General features: G+C 61.3%; 14 protein-coding genes and 1 tRNA gene. 13 read left to right on the forward strand and 2 right to left on the reverse strand.

Annotated elements, in window-relative coordinates:
* Positions 1-19: 19 nt before the first annotated feature.
* A complete protein-coding gene (locus C7T36_RS17325; RefSeq protein WP_045067883.1) occupies positions 20-1,561 on the forward strand; it encodes an HNH endonuclease signature motif containing protein in 1,542 nt (513 codons plus the stop codon).
* A gap of 10 nt (positions 1,562-1,571) precedes the next feature.
* On the opposite strand, the gene C7T36_RS17330 is transcribed toward C7T36_RS17325, so the two are convergent.
* A tRNA-Arg gene (locus C7T36_RS17330) sits at positions 1,572-1,647 on the reverse strand.
* A 92-nt stretch (positions 1,648-1,739) separates the two neighbouring features.
* Between C7T36_RS17330 and C7T36_RS17335 the strand changes: the two genes are divergently transcribed.
* The 9 genes from C7T36_RS17335 to C7T36_RS17375 all read left to right on the forward strand — a co-directional run bounded on the left by C7T36_RS17335 (position 1,740) and on the right by C7T36_RS17375 (position 12,346).
* A complete protein-coding gene (locus tag C7T36_RS17335; protein ID WP_045066913.1) occupies positions 1,740-2,879 on the forward strand; it encodes an XdhC/CoxI family protein in 1,140 nt (379 codons plus the stop codon).
* A 91-nt stretch (positions 2,880-2,970) separates the two neighbouring features.
* On the forward strand, positions 2,971-3,843 hold the full coding sequence (locus tag C7T36_RS17340) for a xanthine dehydrogenase family protein subunit M (protein WP_045066914.1): 873 nt from the start codon (positions 2,971-2,973) through the stop codon (positions 3,841-3,843).
* Position 3,844: 1 nt separating this feature from the next.
* Positions 3,845-4,318, forward strand: coding sequence for a (2Fe-2S)-binding protein (locus C7T36_RS17345; protein WP_045066915.1), 474 nt, complete (start codon positions 3,845-3,847; stop codon positions 4,316-4,318).
* The gene (locus tag C7T36_RS17350; protein WP_033232800.1) at positions 4,315-6,702 is read left to right on the forward strand and encodes an aerobic carbon-monoxide dehydrogenase large subunit; all 2,388 of its coding nucleotides are present in this window, start codon (positions 4,315-4,317) and stop codon (positions 6,700-6,702) included. The genes C7T36_RS17345 and C7T36_RS17350 overlap by 4 nt, the downstream gene beginning before the upstream one ends.
* Positions 6,703-6,732: 30 nt before the next feature.
* Positions 6,733-7,617 carry an XdhC family protein gene (locus tag C7T36_RS17355; RefSeq protein ID WP_045066916.1) on the forward strand — a complete coding sequence of 295 codons (885 nt, stop codon included), beginning with the start codon at positions 6,733-6,735 and terminating at the stop codon, positions 7,615-7,617.
* Complete coding sequence (locus C7T36_RS17360) at positions 7,614-8,486, forward strand: MoxR family ATPase (RefSeq protein WP_045066917.1); 873 nt, start codon at positions 7,614-7,616, stop codon at positions 8,484-8,486. The genes C7T36_RS17355 and C7T36_RS17360 overlap by 4 nt, the downstream gene beginning before the upstream one ends.
* Positions 8,483-9,073: an SRPBCC family protein gene (locus C7T36_RS17365; RefSeq protein ID WP_045066918.1), complete on the forward strand. Its 591-nt coding sequence runs from the start codon at positions 8,483-8,485 to the stop codon at positions 9,071-9,073. Before C7T36_RS17360 ends, C7T36_RS17365 begins: the two co-directional genes overlap by 4 nt.
* The gene (locus tag C7T36_RS17370; RefSeq protein WP_045066919.1) at positions 9,070-10,263 is read left to right on the forward strand and encodes a VWA domain-containing protein; all 1,194 of its coding nucleotides are present in this window, start codon (positions 9,070-9,072) and stop codon (positions 10,261-10,263) included. Before C7T36_RS17365 ends, C7T36_RS17370 begins: the two co-directional genes overlap by 4 nt.
* Positions 10,264-10,309: 46 nt before the next feature.
* Entirely contained in the window at positions 10,310-12,346 is a 2,037-nt protein-coding gene (locus tag C7T36_RS17375; protein ID WP_045066920.1) for a cytochrome c oxidase assembly protein, read from the forward strand.
* Positions 12,347-12,350: 4 nt separating this feature from the next.
* Here the strand turns inward: C7T36_RS17375 and C7T36_RS17380 are convergent, their stop codons facing one another.
* Complete coding sequence (locus tag C7T36_RS17380; protein WP_033232812.1) at positions 12,351-12,926, reverse strand: TetR/AcrR family transcriptional regulator; 576 nt, start codon at positions 12,924-12,926, stop codon at positions 12,351-12,353.
* Positions 12,927-13,027: 101 nt separating this feature from the next.
* Here C7T36_RS17380 and C7T36_RS17385 point away from each other — a divergent pair, with 101 nt between their 5' ends.
* From C7T36_RS17385 to C7T36_RS17395, 3 genes are read left to right on the forward strand one after another with little or no spacing between them, the layout of a single operon-like run.
* Positions 13,028-14,125 (forward strand): SRPBCC family protein, encoded by a 1,098-nt coding sequence (locus tag C7T36_RS17385; protein WP_045066921.1) that lies wholly within the window; start codon positions 13,028-13,030, stop codon positions 14,123-14,125.
* Between the two features lie 36 nt (positions 14,126-14,161).
* The gene (locus C7T36_RS17390) at positions 14,162-14,491 is read left to right on the forward strand and encodes a hypothetical protein (RefSeq protein ID WP_045066922.1); all 330 of its coding nucleotides are present in this window, start codon (positions 14,162-14,164) and stop codon (positions 14,489-14,491) included.
* On the forward strand, positions 14,491-15,198 hold the full coding sequence (locus C7T36_RS17395) for an SDR family NAD(P)-dependent oxidoreductase (protein ID WP_033232818.1): 708 nt from the start codon (positions 14,491-14,493) through the stop codon (positions 15,196-15,198). The genes C7T36_RS17390 and C7T36_RS17395 overlap by 1 nt, the downstream gene beginning before the upstream one ends.
* Positions 15,199-15,345 lie beyond the last annotated feature (147 nt).

The following is a 15,345-nucleotide window of genomic DNA, read 5'->3' on the forward strand; positions in this document are numbered from 1 at the left end:
TTCGAACTGGGGGGTGTTGATGAGCGGCATTGTGGATGCATTGGTCGAAGGACATGCTTCCATTGCGCGCGCCCAGTTCCTCGAGGTTGATGCCGTCACGTCGCTGTATTTCGAGCGGTGCTCCGAGGATGAGAATGCCGGTCGCAATGCCGCGGTTCAGGGTGAATTCGTACATGTCGAAGTTGCGTTCGTTCTGAGTATCACCGAATATGCGGCGACGCGGATGATCTCGTTGGGGTGCGATCTGCGCTTGCGGTTGCATCGGGTGTCTGCGGCATTTGCGTCGGGAGAGATTGATCTCGGTAAGGCGACAGCGCTTTCGGATGCGCTGGCCAATGTGTCCGATGATGCACTTGATCTCATTGAACAGTTACTTCTGGACGGCGCCGACAAATGCAGCAGCAGTAGGCTCAAGGCCCGAGCGCGCAGCCTGATCGCACGCCATGATCCGGAAGGTGCCCGTGCTCGCCGGCGGCGCGCGCAGGAAGACCGCGATGTGCGGATCAGTGCAGGTGTTGACGGTATGTCGACGCTCGACGGTGTGCTGCCGGCGGTTGGTGCCCAGATTGTGGCGGCAAAGCTGCAGACGATGTCGCGGCAGGTATGTGCGCGCGATCCTCGAACCTTGGCGCAACGTCGCGCCGACGCCTTGGTAGCGCTGTCGGAGGGGCGGGCGGTTCTCGCCTGTGCATGTGGCACTGATTGTGGGCGGGATGTGGAGCCGGTATCAGCCCCGTCGCAAGCGACAATTCTGGTGGGCGTCAATGTTTCCACGTTGCTCGGTTTTGATGATCTACCGGCTTTTCTGCATGGGTACGGTGCTATCGATGCGGAGTTGGCGCGGGAAATTGCGGCCGATGCTGTGTGGCGGCAAGTGCTGACGCTCTCGGAGAAGGATCGTCATATTCTCTGCCAAAACCTCACGGGAACACATGGTTTCAAGACTGGCGGACCTGTACTCGGAGTGGGTAGGCGGTCGAGCGCACCATTGGTGTCACCTGCCGCCGTTGCAGCGCGGAAGCGGTACCGGGAGGAGCGGACGTATCGACCTTCGGCTGCGCTTGCGCGGACGGTCCGGACCCGCGACGGTACGTGCCGGTTCCCGAATTGTGGTGTGCGGGCCGAGAATTGCGATCTCGATCATACGGTGCCGTTCAATCACGAGAATCCTGACCGCGGTGGGCTCACCACCGAGCAGAACCTGGCGTCCGTGTGCCGCAAGCATCATCGGCTCAAGACCTGGGGGTACTGGACCGTGCGGCAGATCGGAGGTGGCCAACTCGAATGGGTCGCACCGACTGGTTCTCTTGTCGTGACGAAGCCGCGGGGTGCGTTTTGTGATCCCGATGTGCAGCCCGATGAAGTCGAGCGGTTCCGGCTTACGGAAAGTCATGTGGTTGAGCGATTGTTCCGATGCCATGGCCGGGGTGTCGAGGCAGATCTCGAGTTCATGCTCGATTCCACGGTGGCGGGATGGCGGCGACGGCGGCCGGCTCGAGTGGGTGTGGAGCCTCGCGCTGCGATTCCATCCCACGTGGTGAACGAGCCACCACCGTTCTGACCAGAAAGTATGGTGCCCCCGGCAGGATTCGAACCTGCGACCAAGAGATTAGAAGGCTCTTGCTCTATCCCCTGAGCTACGGAGGCGCGGAGACGATATTACCTTCCCCCGTGACGGCGCTCGATCACCCCCGTCTGGAATACGCTCGATAGGAGAAGACGCCGAATGGGAGCTGCAGATGCGGGATGTTCTGTCCGAACTGATGAAGGTGTGGCGAGCCGACGGTACGGCAGGTGTCGGAACAGTGGTGCGGACGTTCCGGTCAGCTCCCCGGATGCCGGGCGCGTCGATGCTGGTGGCCCCGGACGGTTCGGTTACCGGCTCGGTGTCGGGTGGGTGCGTCGAAGGTGCCGTGTATGAAACAGCCACGGAGGTAATCGAATCCGGTGTACCGACCCTCGAAAGGTACGGCGTTGCCGACGACGACGCCTTTGCAGTGGGGCTGACATGCGGCGGCACGATCGAGGTCTTTGTCGAAGCTGTGTCGAGGCAGACGTTCGACAGCCTCGAGAGTGTGGCCACCGATGTCGAGGAGCATCGCCCGGTAGCGGTGGCAACCGTCATAACTCACTCGGATCCGTCGTGGGTGGGCCGACGCATGGTGATACGACCGGACACCACGGACGGTTCGATCGGATCGGCGCGCGCGGATTCCGCGGTGACCGACGACGCTCGTGGCCTGTTGGCGGCAGGACGTACGGAAGTGCTGACGTACGGACCGGACGGTGAGCGTCGAGGTGAGGGGATGCGGGTTTTTGTCGCGAGCTACGCTCCCCGCGCCCGGATGCTGGTATTCGGGGCCATCGATTTTGCGGCCGCGGTTGCCAAGCAAGGTTCATTTCTCGGGTACCGGGTGACGGTGTGCGACGCCCGCGAGGTTTTTGCGACTCCGTCGCGGTTTCCGACAGCCGACGAAGTGGTGATCGACTGGCCACATCGATACCTGGCAGCACAGGCGGAGGCCGGCGCAATCGACTCACGCACAGTCATCTGCGTGTTGACTCACGATCCGAAATTCGACGTGCCCCTGCTCGAGGTTGCGCTCCGGCTACCGGAAGTCGGGTTTGTCGGCGCGATGGGTTCGCGTCGCACACATCAAGACAGGCTCGAACGATTGCGCTCGGCAGGTGTCACCGACCTCGAGTTGGCGAGGCTGGCGAGTCCGATCGGTCTGGACCTCGGCGCGCGAACGCCGGAGGAAACCGCAGTGTCGATCGCGGCGGAGATCATCGCGCTTCGGTGGGGCGGTGAGGGCAAGCCGCTGAGCGGGTTGGCGGGCCCCATTCACCGCAGTTCAGGGGAATCCGAGAGTCGCTGACCTGGGGAAATGCACTACCGCTTGTGGCACCCTTGACTCGCTGTGACGCTCGGCAGAAGCTGAGATGACAGTCGAATGTGGGGTGCATCACATGCAGGTTCCTGGGCCGTTCGAGTACGAGCGGGCAACCGGTATCGACCACGCCATCGGATTGCTGGAGCGACTGGGCGATCAGGCGCGCGTTGTTGCGGGCGGACACAGCCTGCTTCCGATGATGAAGCTGCGACTGGCAAACCCCGAGTATCTGATCGACATCAACGACTTGGCCGAGGAACTTGGCTACATCACGTTCGGGGACGGACACGTTCGGATCGGCGCGATGGCGCGTCATCGTCAGTTACTCGAATCCGACGACCTTGCCAGCGCCTTCCCGATCTTTCGGGACGCGGAAAAAGTGATCGCCGATCCGGTGGTGCGAAACCGCGGAACCATCGGCGGTTCGTTGTGTCAGGCCGACCCCGCGGAAGACCTCAGCACCGTGTGCTCGGTGTTGGAGGCGACGTGCGTCGTACGTGGTCCTTCGGGAACCCGCGACATTCCGATGGCGGAATTTCATGTCGGCCCCTATGAGACGGCCCTCAGCACAAACGAGATTCTGGTCGAGGTTCGGATTGCGAGCAGGGCCGACAGTTCGAGCGCGTACGCAAAGGTGGAACGGCGCGTGGGGGATTGGGCGATCACTGCTGCGGGTGCATCGGTGTGGATGGAAGGCGGCGCGATTAGGAGAGGACAGCTCGGCCTTACCGCGGTCAATTCCGATCCGCAGGCGCTGGCCGCGATTTCCGGATATCTGGAGGGCAAGGCGCCGTCCGAGGAGGTCTACCGGCGCGCCGGGGAGATGGCCGAGCAGGCCTGCGAGCCCGTCACCGATCAGCGCGGAAGTGCCGACTACAAACGCCACCTCGCAGGCGTACTGACCGTCCGCACTCTGCGAAGCGCTGTGACCAGGATTGGGGAAGACTGATATGCGGGTATCGATGACGGTCAACGGTGAGCCGGTGTCGGAAGACGTGGAACCGCGCATGTTGTTGGTGCATTTCCTGCGAGACCAACTGCAGCTCACAGGAACTCACTGGGGATGTGACACCAGCAATTGTGGGACCTGCGTGGTGACGGTGGACGGGGAACCGGTGAAGTCGTGCACCATGCTCGCGGTTATGGCCGACGGTCACGAGATCGGAACCGTCGAAGGTCTTGAACGAGATGGTGTGCTCGACCCCATTCAAGCGGGATTCATGCACTGCCACGGATTGCAGTGCGGTTTTTGCACTCCCGGGATGATGATCACCGCGCGAGCGCTCCTTGATCGCGATCCTGACCCTGACGAACTAACAATCAGGGAAGCGATTTCCGGTCAGATCTGCCGCTGCACGGGATACACGACGATCGTGCGCTCGGTGCAATGGGCAGCGGCGCATCCGGTAGGAGGTGCGTCATGACCAGCGTGGACTCGGCGCCTGAGTTGGAGGTCAACGACGGAAAGCCGTGCGGGCATGGGCGAATGCTCCGCAAGGAAGATCCCCGCTTCATTCGAGGTCAGGGTCACTACGTCGACGACGTGCAACTGCCTGGCATGCTGCATCTCGCAATTCTGCGTGCGCCGGTGGCACATGCTCGGCTGGTGAGCATCGATACCACTGCGGCGCAGGAACATCCGAAGGTGAAAGCGGTGGTGACAGGAGCGGATCTGGCCGCGCAAGGTCTTGCATGGATGCCGACGCTGTCCAGCGACGTGCAGGCGGTACTGGTTACCGACAAAGTACGCTTTCAAGGGCAGGAGGTCGCATTTGTGGTGGCCGAGGATCGGTACTCGGCGCGGGACGCCTTGGAGCTGATCGAAGTCGAATACGACATCCTCGATCCGGTGATCGACGCGCGTACTGCATTGTCGCCGGACGCACCGGTGATCCGCACCGATCTCGACGGCAAGACGGACAATCACTGCTTCGACTGGGAGACCGGTGACAAAGCTGCCACCGACGCGGTGTTCGCTGCAGCCGACGTTGTGACAAAACAGGAAATCGTCTACCCGCGTGTACACCCGGCTCCGATGGAAACCTGTGGGGCAGTTGCCGATTACGATCGTGTCTCCGGGAAGCTGACCCTGTGGTCCACCAGTCAGGCGCCGCACGCGCATCGCACTCTCTACGCTCTGGTGGCAGGTTTACCCGAGCACAAGATCCGGGTGATTTCCCCGGATATCGGGGGCGGGTTCGGAAACAAGGTGCCGATCTATCCGGGGTATGTGTGCGCGATAGTCGCTTCACTCGTGACCGGGAAACCAGTCAAGTGGATGGAAGATCGCAGCGAAAACCTCACCAGCACAGGATTTGCCCGCGACTACATCATGCTCGGGGAGATCGCGGCAACCAAGGAAGGCAAGATCCAGGCCATCCGTACTCATGTGCTGGCCGACCACGGGGCATTCAACGGAACGGCGGCGCCCACCAAATACCCGGCCGGTTTCTTCGGCGTCTTCACCGGCAGCTACGACCTCGAGGCTGCATACTGCGCAATGACGGCGGTGTACACGAACAAGGCTCCGGGCGGAGTTGCCTACGCGTGCTCCTTCCGGATCACCGAGGCGGTCTACTTGGTGGAACGGTTGGTCGACTGCCTGGCGTTCGACCTGGACATGGACCCCGCGGAACTGCGATTGAAGAACCTGTTGACGCCAGACCAGTTTCCGTACACGAGTAAGACCGGCTGGAAATATGATTCGGGCGACTATGCGACAACCATGCGCAAAGCGATGGACATGATCGGCTACGACGCATTACGACGTGAGCAAGCCGAGAAGCACTCGCGCGGCGAATTGATGGGCATCGGCATGTCCTTCTTCACCGAGGCTGTCGGCGCGGGTCCACGCAAGAACATGGACATCCTCGGGCTGGGAATGGCCGACGGTTGCGAATTGCGAATACACCCCACCGGTAAAGCGGTAGTGAGGATTTCGGTTCAGACACAAGGGCAAGGGCACGAAACGACGTTTGCTCAGATCGTGGCTGAAGAGCTTGGGATTCCGCCGGACGATATCGACGTCGTGCACGGCGATACCGACAACACTCCATTCGGGCTCGGCACCTACGGCAGTCGATCAACGCCGGTTTCCGGTGCCGCCGCTGCGCTGGTTGCACGCAAAGTGCGCGACAAAGCCAAGATCATCGCGTCGGGGATGCTCGAGGTGTCCGTCGCGGACCTCGAATGGGAGAAGGGGTCCTTTCATGTGAAAGGCGATCCGTCGGCAGCGGTCACCATCGCGGACATTGCGATGCGGGCACACGGTGCCGCCGATCTGCCCGAGGGGATCGAAGGCGGTCTCGAAGCTCAAATCTGTTACAACCCGGAGAATCTCACCTATCCCTATGGTGCCTACTTCTGTGTGGTCGACATCGACCCGGGTACCGCGCAGGTGACTGTTCGCAGATTCCTCGCGGTGGACGACTGCGGAACCCGGATCAATCCGATGATCATCGAGGGCCAGGTGCACGGCGGTATCGTCGACGGTATCGGCATGGCGTTGATGGAGATCATCAGCTTCGACGAGGACGGCAACTGCCTCGGCGGCTCCCTCATGGACTACCTCATCCCGACAGCGATGGAAGTACCCAACCTCGAAACCGGGTTCACCGTGACCCCGTCGCCCCACCATCCCATCGGTGCCAAGGGAATTGGGGAAAGCGCAACCGTCGGCTCGCCGCCGGCCATCGTGAATGCGGTGGTCGACGCGTTGAAGCCCTTCGGGATTCGGCACGCGGACATGCCGTTGACACCGTCGCGGGTGTGGGAAGCGATGAATGGTCGAGGTAGGCCACCTATCTGAGAAAGGCTGGATCTGAGAAAGGGTTGGGCAATGAACGGCACCACTCACGACGTGCGATTGCGCGCCGAGCAATTGATCGGTGAGCGGCGCCCCTTTGTGACCGCAACCGTCGTCCGGGCCCAGCAACCCACGTCGGCGCATCCCGGAGATACGGCAATAGTGTTCTCGGACGGAACAATCGAAGGATTTGTCGGCGGGCAATGTGCTCAGAATTCGGTACGCGAAGCAGCCAGAGGTGCTTTGGACAGCGGTGAAAGTGTGCTGCTGCGAGTACTTCCCGACGGAGCGTCGCCATTTCCGAAAACCAGCGGTGCCGACGTGGTGGTCAACCCGTGTCTGTCCGGTGGCGCGATGGAAATATTCTTGGAACCCACGCTGCCGGCACATGTGCTGTCTCTGTACGGCGATACCCCGATCGCGGATGCGGTGGTCGAGTTTGCCCGTGTGCTTGACCTCGACGTTGTGCGGAGTTCTGCGGCGGAAGCCGTGACTGACGATGCAACAGCCGTGATTATCGCAAGCCTCGGCGGCGAAGAGGCACTGACGATCCGCGCTGCGCTCGATGCCGGAGTGCAGTACATCGGCCTGGTCGCAAGCCGAGTGCGGGGCGCCGCGGTGCTCGAACAACTGGAGTTGACGGATTCGGAGCGAGCGCGAGTTCACACCCCGGTCGGGATGTACATCGGCGCCAAAACGCCAGCAGAGATCGCACTTTCCATCGTTGTCGACGTGGTCCGCGCTATCCGTCTCGATGGTGTGAGTGTTGCGCGGAATGACCCGGTGGCGAAGACGGCCCTCGATCCGATCTGTGGAATGACTGTCACCATCACTGCTGACACACCACATCTCGAGGATGACGGCGTCGACGTGTGGTTCTGTTCACCGGTTTGTCGGCATAAGTACGAGAAGACATGACCGGCGAGTTCACCGATGTCGCGGAGTTGATCCGCCGCTTCGACGCATATGACTATCTCTTGGATGTGGGCACGGCAACGGCGTTGTATCTTGCTCTGGAACTGGGTCGGCCACTGCTGCTGGAAGGTGAGCCGGGTGTGGGGAAGACCACTGCGGCAAAGGCTTTGGCGCTCTCGCTCGATGCGCCGCTGATCAGGTTGCAGTGCTACGAAGGGCTCAGCGCCAACGAAGCTCTCTACGACTGGAACTACCAACGTCAGCTACTGGCGATCAAACTGTCCGAAGCGCGTGGGGATGCGCTCGACGAAGCCGATCTGTTTACCGAGGAGTTCCTGCAGGAACGCCCGATTCTGCGATGTGTGCGGCACCGCGGGCCGGCAGCTCCTGTGCTGCTCGTCGACGAAATCGACCGTGCGGACGACGAATTCGAGGCGTTGCTCCTCGAGTTTCTGGGTGAATCGGCCGTCACGGTTCCCGAACTGGGCACGTTCACAGCCATGCGCCCTCCGGTAGTGGTCTTGACGTCGAACCGCAGCCGCGATCTCCATGACGCGCTCCGGCGGCGTTGCCTCTACCACTGGATCGACTATCCCGAACCGGAGCGTGCGGTTGCGATCGTACGACGCATGGTGCCGTCGGCGAATCTGGCATTGATCGAGCATGCCACCGCGTTTGTCGGACAGATTCGAGGTGCCGATCTCGACAAGGCGCCGGGCGTCGCCGAAACCATCGACTGGGTATCGGCTCTTGTGACTTTGGGGGTGGCTGATCTGGTTCGGGATGACGTCGTTGTCAGCTTGGGTGCATTGGCAAAAACTCCGGACGATCGCGCGGTACTGCGCGGCGAGTTGATGAAAGGGCCACCATGAAGATCGCACACGAATTCACCGTCACCGCACCCGTCGAGGAGGCGTGGACAACCCTCACCGACCTCGAAGGAATCGCGCCGCTCCTGCCAGGCGCTCAGATGACCGGACGCGAGGGAGACGATTTCCTGGGCACCGTGACAGTCAAAGTGGGTCCGGTGCTCAGCGAATTTGCCGGCCGCGCAACATTCGTGGAGAGGGACGAAGAAACACACAAGGCTGTGATCAATGCCCGCGGCCGTGACAAGCGCGGATCCGGAAATGCGAGCGCCACCATCACCGCGCAGCTACATCCCGAAGGAGCGCAGACACGAGTGAGTGTGGACACCGATGTGAAGATCGTCGGAAAACTGGCGCAGTTCGGCAGTTCCATGATCACGCAGGTATCGGAGAAGTTGATGGGGGAGTTCGCGGAATCGTTGGAAGAGAAACTAGCCGGACCGGCACAAGCTGTGGAAACACCGAATGCCGAACCTCTCGACTTAGTCGAACTTGCCGGCGGGTCCGTCGCGAAACGTGCTCTGCCACTTCTTGTTGCGGTGGCCGCGGCGATCGTCGTGTTTGTGCTGCTGCGTCGCCGAAGCAGATGATTCCTGACGCGGGCGCGACTTTATTGCGCGGTGTGGATGTTGCTGCCTTCGCGACCGCCTTGGTCGACCTGTTGCGTCGGCACGGAGTTGGAGTGTCGGCCGTCGGGGCCGCGAACTTCAGTGAAGCCGTGCATGTCCACTCGCCACGCACCCGGACACAGTTGTACTGGACCGCGCGGATAACTCTGATCAACCGTCAGGAAGATCTCGAGATTTTCGACGCGCAGTTCGAGCGAGTTTTTGTCGGTGCGACTCTGGGCCTGGACCCGATTGCGCGGCGGGTAGGCAGTGACCGCACGGTCGGCGACGCGACTCTTCCTGTTGCTGGTGTTTCTAGTGGGGGCGCGGACATCATCGACGTGCCGTGGATCGGGCGTGCGACGTCGAGTGGGCGAGAAGCCGTGCCGGACCAGGTTCGGCCGGGTCTACTACTCCCGAGCGCCCTTGCCGGGAAATCCGAGGAGCCTTTTGCTCAGTTGAGCCCGAGCGATCTTGCACTCCTCGGGCAGTGGATCGAACAAGCGGAGTCGGACTGGCCACGGCGCCGCCGGAGAAGACGCAGACTCGGCCGGCGCGGAACCGTCGACCTGCGCGCAAGTATGAGTATCGCGAGGCGCACCGGATTCGAATTTGTTCGCCTCGCCCGTGCCCGCCCACAGCAGCGGCCCCGCACGATTGTGGTGCTGTGCGACGTCAGTCGCTCGATGCACGGATACGCGGACATGTACTTGCATTTGATGCGAGTCGCCGCCCGGCGCGGCGACGCCGAAGTTTTTGCATTCTCGACCACGTTGACCCGGCTCACTCCGATCCTGGCGCATCGCAGCGCCGACGCGGCCATCGCCGAAGCCAATAATCGAGTTGTCGATCGGTACGGCGGCACCCACATCGGAACATCTGTTGCGTCACTGCTCGCCTCACATCACGGACACACCTTGAGAGGGGCCGTAGTCGTCATCGCCTCCGACGGTTGGGATAGTGACGATCCCGACATTCTTGTGCGCGCTCTGGCCCGAGTCCGGCGCCGCGCCCACCGGGTCGTGTGGCTCAATCCGCGTGCAGGTGCGACCGGGTTCGAACCCCTGACCGGTTCCATGGCAGCGGCCTTGCCCTACTGCGACACCGTGCTCCCGGCTGATCGATTGACCGCTCTGCGGGCCTTGTTCACGACCATCTCCGACGCACAGTAGTAGGTGGATTGTCGTCGACGATCCCATAGGTCCTACCCTGGTAGCTATGGCTACACCCGACCTTGCGCAGACGCAGTCCCCTCCACAAACGAGCGTCCGCGCTTCTTCGACCGCAATCTTTGTGGTCTGTGGACTGATTGCCGGGATGGTCGCAGCTCTCGTCGTCGGGTTTTCCGCATCTCAGGCGTTGACCCTGCTCGGCATTCCCGACCCCGGCGCGATCACGACATATGGGCTGCCCGCAGTTCGCGCTGTTGCCGAGGTTGCCGCTGTCATCGCGATCGGCTCCCTTCTGTTAGCGGCGTTTTTCGTGCCACCACAAAAGTCCGGTGTGCTCGACGTCGACGGCTATCGTGCGGTCCGGACGGCATCGCACGCCGCGATCGTGTGGGCGGCATGTTCGCTGGTGCTGATTCCGCTGACGCTCTCCGATACGTCGGGTCAGCCGTTCTCCGAAGCGATCAAACCGGCAAATCTGTGGTCCGGGCTCGATCAGGTGGAAATCGCCGGTGCCTGGCGCTGGACGGCCGTCATAGCTGTGGTCCTGGCAATTCTGGCTCGGCTGACACTGCGCTGGTGGTGGACGCCGTTGCTGCTGGTGGTCGGCCTGCTCGGCCTTATGCCCCTCGCTCTCACCGGCCACTCGTCGTCGGGGGGCTCGCACGACATTGCTACCAACAGCCTGATCTTGCACCTCGTTGCGGCGTCGCTGTGGGCTGGTGGATTGTTTGCGCTCCTGGCTCACGCTCGCCGTGGCGGTGACCACACGGACGTCGCTGCTCAGCGCTTTTCGACGGTCGCCACCATTTGTTTTGTCGTCATGGGTTTCAGTGGTGTCATCAACGCGATTGTGCGTCTCCCACTCGACGACCTGTTCACGACGACGTACGGTCGCCTGATCGTCGCGAAGATCGTTGCGCTGATCGTCCTCGGATTCTTCGGGTGGTTGCAGCGCAGTCGCGCGTTGCCTGCGCTCGCCGAGAACCCGAACTCCCGCTCGGCGCTGATCCGTTTTGCCGGCGGCGAAGGCATCATCTTTGCTGCCACCATCGGGCTGGCAATCGGCCTCGGCCGCACACCGCCGCCTCCGCCGACGAGCATCCCGACCATTCCCGAGGTCGAACTCGGCTACAACCTGCCGGACCCGCCGTCGTTCATGGCATTCGTGACCGAGTGGCGTTTCGATTTGATGTTCGGCACAGCCGCGATCGTCGCTGCGGTTCTGTATTTCCTCGGCCTGCGCAAGCTGTCGAAGCGTGGCGATTCCTGGCCCGTCGGCCGAACCATCTCCTGGATGATCGGATGCGCGGTACTGCTGATCGCGACCTCGTCGGGCGTGGGCAAATACGCGACCGCGGTGTTCAGCGTTCACATGGCCGGACACATGGCGCTGTCGATGCTGGCGCCCGTTCTGCTGGTTTTGGGCGCGCCCATCACGTTGGCGTTGCGCGCTCTCGAACCCGCGGGCAAGGACGGTGTACCCGGCATTCGTGAGTGGATTCTCGTTGCCCTGCACAGTCCGTTCTCGCGATTCATCACTCACCCGATTGTTGCTGCGGTTCTCTTTGTCGGCGGCTTCTACGTGCTCTACCTCGGCGGTATCTACGGAGCCACGGTCGATTCCCACAGCGCGCACCTGCTGATGAACCTGCACTTCATTCTCAGCGGCTATCTCTTCTACTGGGTGGCGATCGGTGTCGACCCGTCGCCGCGCCAACTCCAACCCGTGACCAAACTGGCCATGGTCTTCGGCTCGCTCCCGTTCCATGCGTTCTTCGGTATCGCCTTGATGAGTACCACCACGATCATGGGCGGCGAGTTCTTCCGTTCACTTGGCTTGGGCTGGAACGACGATCTTCTCGGCGATCAGAAATTGGGCGGCAGTATCGCCTGGGCTACGGGTGAGATCCCGCTGATGGTGGTCATGCTCGCCCTGCTGGTGCAGTGGTCACGCTCCGACCGGAAAACGGCCGTGCGAACGGACCGCGCAGCCGAACGCGATCACGACGCAGACCTGGCCGCGCACAATGCGATGTTTGCCGAACTTGCCAGGCGCGACCGTGAGGGCTGGGACCCGCGCTGATCCCTCAGGATTGCGCGACCACGGCTGCGACGAGGCCGTGAACCGAAGCGGCGAGGCGCTCGGTTTGTCGCGTTCGGATGTGGTGAAGGACGACGTCGGGGTTGAGAACGCTCAGTAGCACTCTGGACATCACCACGGCGTCGACATCAGGTGTGGCCACTTTGAGCAACTCGGTGATGTGACGATGCCAGAAGGCATTGATTTCTTCGGCTTGTGAATCGGTGGTGGCGTTGTCGTACGCAATCATCAGTTCGACGTTGTCGACGATCAGCCGGAACATCGCGTCGAAAAAAGCAAGCAATCTGTCGGACGCGGGTGCGCCTGGTCCCAGTGGCGGGTCGCCTTCGTTGACCGCGTCGCGCAGAGTCTGAGCGCGCTCGAGAACCAGCGCTCGCATCAATCCCGCACGACTTCCGAATCGATGGAAGATCGTGCCCTTGCCGACCCCTGCCGCTGTGGCTATCTGGTCGATGGAGACGTGTTCGGCCCCGAACTGCGCGAGTAGTGACTCTGTCACGTCGAGAATCGCTCGACGATTTCGAGCTGCATCGCTGCGCTCCCGTTTCAATTCCTGACCCATGAGCACGCCTTTGATTGACAAGTTGACCGGCGGTCCATATGTTACAGGAACCCGTAAGTTGACCGTCGGTCATGTTGTTGGGATTGGAAAGGAACGCACAGATGCCGCATTTTCCGAAGCCGCCCGAGGGAAGTTGGACTGAGCATTTCGGCTTGGATACCGGGCCGATTACGTTCGAGGATTCGATCAGCCCCGAGTATTTCGAAGTCGAGCGCGAAGCCGTCTTCGGCCACACCTGGCTCAACGTAGGTCGAGTCGAGCAGGTGCCTGTTCCCGGAAGTTACTTCATCCGGGTGATCGACGCAGTCCGCGCGTCAGTAGTCGTTACTCGCGGCGCCGACGAGTCCGTGACTGCCTGGTCGAGTGCCGGGAACGGCTTGGTTCCGCTGCAGGTCGATGTGTGGGAAGGGTTCGTATTCGTCAATTTCGATGATACAAACACGATTTCGCTGGATGACTACCTCGGAAAGTTCGCTGCCGGCATGACGGGCTATCCGTTCGGCCGGATGACTCAGGTCTACAAGTATCAGGCGCACGTGCGCAGCAACTGGAAGCTCTATATCGACGCATTCGCCGAGTTCTATCACGCGCCGATCCTTCATTCGAAGCAGTACGTGTCCGACGAGTCGAACAAGCTCAAGAGCTACGGCTTCGAGGCGCTCGCGTACGACATCGACGGACCACACGGAATGGTGTCGTCGTGGGGAGGCATGGCTCCGCCGAAGGATCCGATGATGGTGAAACCGACGGAGCGACTGTTGCGTAGTGGCAACTTCGGTCCATGGGACAAACCCGATTTCCCCGAACTTGCCACGCTGCCAACCGGACTCAATCCGACGAAGCATAAATCCTGGGGTCTCGACTCCTACGTCCTGTTCCCGAATTTCATGATCGTGGTGTGGGAACCCGGGTGGTACCTCACCTACCACTACTGGCCAACCGCCTACAACGAGCACACCTTTGAAGGCACGCTGTACATGCCGCCACCGAAGAACGCCACCGAGCGTATGCGGCAGGAAATGGCTGCGGTCACCTTCAAGGAGTTCGGTCTCCAGGACTGCAACACGCTCGAAGCTACGCAGACAATGCTCGAGTCGAGAGCTGTATCGCATTTTCTACTGTGCGATCAGGAAGTGCTGGTCCGTCACCTGCACACCGCCTCGCAGCGGTTTGTCGACGAGATTTTGCTACGCACGTAACTCGCCACGGAGTAAAAGGAATCAGGAGAAAAACAGATGCCCAACACTTTGCCCGTTGCCTTCGCGGATCTCGAACCCTTCGCGGAGTGGGCACTGCCCACCGAAGCTGAGCGTTATGCAAAGCGCTTGTCCAGCAACATGACCGAACTGCAGAAGTTCTACGACGCAGCCTTGCCTCGATTGTTGGACGCGGGGAGTTATCTCGACGAGTTCCCGCTCGATGCTTTGCCTGACGACGCCTATCGGCTACTGCAACTGTGTTATTCGCTGATCAACGTGTCGTTTCCCATCGAGGCCTGGTCGCAACCGAGGGTGCCGGATACCGGCGCATCAACCATGGATGCGATCTTCGAGCCGGTGCCCTGATGACAAAGACTGCTGTCATTACCGGAGGGGCTTCGGGAATAGGTCAGGCCATCGCTCGGCGTCTGGACTCCGACGGCTATCAGGTTGCCACCATCGATTGGACGCCAAGCGACTCCGAGAATGCCCACACCGCAGACGTCACCAGTCGCGAGCAGGTCGATGCGGCAATGGCCGCGATTCGCGAACGGCTCGGTCCGATCACTGTTCTCGTCAATGCGGCAGGCATCGTCGGAAACGGCCGCTTTGTCGACATTGACTTCGACGAATGGCAGAAGGTCATCGGAGTCAGCTTGAACGGGACCTATCACTGCACCCAGGCGGCGCTGCCCGACATGATCGCGGGAAAGTGGGGCCGGATCGTCAATATCTCTTCTTCCAGTGCACATTCGGGTCAGCCATACATGGCGCACTACGTTGCGGCGAAGTCCGCGGTCAACGGGCTGACAAAATCTTTGGCCCTCGAATTCGGTCCATTGGGTATCACGGTGAACGCAGTGCCACCCGGATTCGTCGACACTCCGTTGCTGCGACGCGACGAGGAACTCAATCGGCTCGGTGGAAGCGTCGATGACCATATCTTGACGACGCCGGTCCGTCGGGTCGGCAAGCCCGAAGACATCGCGGCGGCCTGTGCCTTCCTGATCTCGGACGACGCCAGCTACATCACCGGGCAGATCCTCGGGGTCAATGGCGGCCGTAACACCTAGCACCACACACCGACGCTGCCCGGACCAACTGGTCCGGGCAGTGCTGTTTTTCCACAGGCACTGTGTTCATCCCCAGGTTCATTTTGATTGTGACGGCAATTCTGTTTTCGATTCAGAATCTTTCAGGTGGGATTCAGTGGGCAAAGA

Origin of the sequence: Rhodococcus sp. AD45-ID (assembly GCF_003023755.1) — a bacterium.
Taxonomy (GTDB): domain Bacteria; phylum Actinomycetota; class Actinomycetes; order Mycobacteriales; family Mycobacteriaceae; genus Rhodococcus_F; species Rhodococcus_F globerula.